The following is a 2,512-nucleotide window of genomic DNA, read 5'->3' as shown; positions in this document are numbered from 1 at the left end:
CCCGCGCACGCGCGCTTCTGGTACGTGCTGGCACTCGCCAACCTCAGCTTCACCGTGGGCGAGGTGATCCAGGCCGTCCAGCTGGACATCCTGCAGTCCAAGGCCCTCATCGACGTGCTCAACACCGCGCGGGCCGACATGGGCGACCGGGTGGCCGAGACGATGAGCGGGTTCAGCGGCCTCGGCGAGACCCTGGCGGCCTCGATGACCGGCGGCACCGAACTGGACGACCTCTTCGCCCCGCTGCGGCAGATGCGGCCCGGGTTCGCCGACGCGGCGGCGGCCGAGGAGCGGCGCAAGCGCGACCGGCAGGAGGAGTTCCGTGGCTAAGCCGAGGCTGACCGCGCTGTCGGACCTGACCGACAAGTTCTCCAAGTACCCCGAACTGTCCGACCTCTTCCAGGAGTTCGAGGTCAAGACCGGGGAGATCAACGCGTACAACAAGAACTCGGCCGGCAACGACGAGATCGGCACGACGTACCACGACAACGTCGACGAGCCCACCACGTCGATCACGGCGCTGTTCAAGAAGGTGCGGAAGACGGTCGAGAGCGCCGGGAGGGGCGGGACGAACACCTCCAACATCCTCAACGACGCCGACCAGGACGCCAAGAACGCCTGACGCGGCCTCCGGCCCGCCGCCGTGCCCGGGCGCGGGCCCCACCGGTCCGTCGGACCTCCGCCGCCGGGCACCCCCCTCCCCGCTCGTCCACTGCCAGGAGTGCACCACCGTGTCGATCATGCTGCCGCCGGGCCTGGCGAAGTTCTTCAGCATCGTGACCGGCATGAAGTGGCCGGAGGCGAACGAGGACCACCTGCGCATGGCGGGCGACGACTACCTGGCCATCCACGAGAAGGTCCCCGAGCTCCGCGGCTACCTGGTCGAGCTGGTCAAGCTCTGCGCCGAGAGCTTCGAGGGCCAGGCGGCCGACGCCTTCTTGGAGCAGATGCGCCAGTTGATCGGCGAGACCGGCGGCACGGACTACGTCTCGGCGGCGGGCCAGATGGCCAAGCAACTCGGCGACTTCGCCCACAAGGTGGCCAACCAGGTCGAGTACGCCAAGTGGATGATCATCGCCCAGCTCATCCAGCTGGTGGCCCAGATCGCCTGGGCGATCGCCATGTCGCCGATCACCTTCGGCGGCTCGCTCGCGGGGATCTTCGTCGCCTACGAGACCGCGGGCGCGGTGATCAAGCAGGTCTTCATCTGGCTGTTCAAGCAGCTCCTGCTGCACGAGTTCCTCTCCATCACCACCGCCATGCTGATGGACGGGATCATCCAGGGCATCCAGATCGGCCAGGGCCACAAGGACAAGTGGGAGAAGGAATCCTTCATCCAGTCGATCGAGATGGGCGCGATCAACGGCCTGCTCACCGGTCCGCTGGAGCTGTTCACCTTCGGTCTCGGCAAGGCCTTCGGGCGGATCTTCGGGCGCGGCGTCAGCAAGGGGCTGCAGGCCGACCTCAAGGCGCTGGCCGGCTCCGAGTTCAAGGGCCTGCTGAAGAACCTCCCGACCGGCACGTTGAAGGAGGCCCTCAACCTGATGCGGAAGGAGGGCAGCCTCACGCTCAAGACCGCCATCGAGCAGGCCGAGAAGAACGTCGCCAAGGACCTCGCGAAGAAGACCGCCAAGGAAGCCGCGAAGAACACCGCCAAGGAGGTCGCGAAGAACACCGAGAAGAAGGTCCAGGACAACGCCCTCAAGGAGCTCGCGGACAAGGTCGGGGAGAAGTTCGGCAAGGAGGCCGGCGAGAAGGGGATCGAGAACGTCGCCGAGCACCTCAGCAAGGTCGAGAAGCTCACCCAGAAGATGGGGGAGACCTTCGAGCGGCAGCTCGCCGAGCTCGGCATCGACAAGGAACTCTCCAACGCCGCGGGCCGGTTGATCGCCTCGCGGCTCGTCAGCGAGGGCGCCCGCTACGCCATCGACCTCGGAACCGTCAACAAGCTGGTGTCGACACTGATCGCGGCCAGCGGAAGGATGGAGTCGGGCACGCTCAGGGCCGAACTGCAGGGCATCACCAAGCAGATCGGCCACATGCAGAACGAGCTGAAGCAGCTCGGCGGCGGCGCGCTGGACAGCGGGATGAGGGACCTGAAGTTCCTCCAGGCGGAGCAGCAGCACCTGCGGGACACCATCCAGGCCACCCAGGACCTCGCGGGGCGCGCGGTGAGCCTGATGGACGGCCTGCACCCGCAGACCGCCGGGCAGTTCCTGTACCGGTTCGGCGAGGGCGTCGGCAACTACCTCAAGGGCGGCGTCCAGAACATCGTCACCGAGGGCGCGTACAACCTGGCCTTCGGCGAGAACCACAAGTTCACCGTCAGCGTCGAGAGCTTCTACGGCGGCGTCGCCATGGGCGCGCTCGGCCACCTCGGGCACATCGCCGGCGGCCCGCTGCGACTGCGGATGGAGGACATCAACCTCCCCAACTACGCGCGCTTCCCGCTGGCCGTGGTGTCCAACCTGATGGGCCACCCGACCTCCCTGTGGGTCTCCCGCCCGGAGGG

3 protein-coding genes are annotated in these 2,512 nt (G+C 67.3%); all 3 read left to right on the top strand.

Annotation, left to right across the window (positions count from 1 at the left end; translation table 11 throughout):
* Window positions 1-330 (top strand): hypothetical protein (locus tag ACIQOV_RS37070; protein ID WP_401055192.1); only part of this gene is annotated, 330 nt, incomplete at its 5' end.
* Window positions 323-622, top strand: a complete 300-nt coding sequence (locus ACIQOV_RS37065; protein ID WP_359899434.1) for a hypothetical protein — start codon at window positions 323-325, stop codon at window positions 620-622. The genes ACIQOV_RS37070 and ACIQOV_RS37065, both read left to right, overlap by 8 nt.
* Before the next feature lie 109 nt (window positions 623-731).
* The coding region (locus ACIQOV_RS37060) for a hypothetical protein (RefSeq protein WP_401055191.1) at window positions 732-2,512 on the top strand (1,781 nt) is incomplete at its 3' end.

This window comes from Kitasatospora sp. NPDC091257 (genome assembly GCF_044757675.1).
GTDB classification, from domain to species: domain Bacteria; phylum Actinomycetota; class Actinomycetes; order Streptomycetales; family Streptomycetaceae; genus Kitasatospora; species Kitasatospora lactacystinica.
Note: the sequence above shows the minus strand (reverse complement) of the source record. Positions and strands in the feature narration are given on the sequence as shown.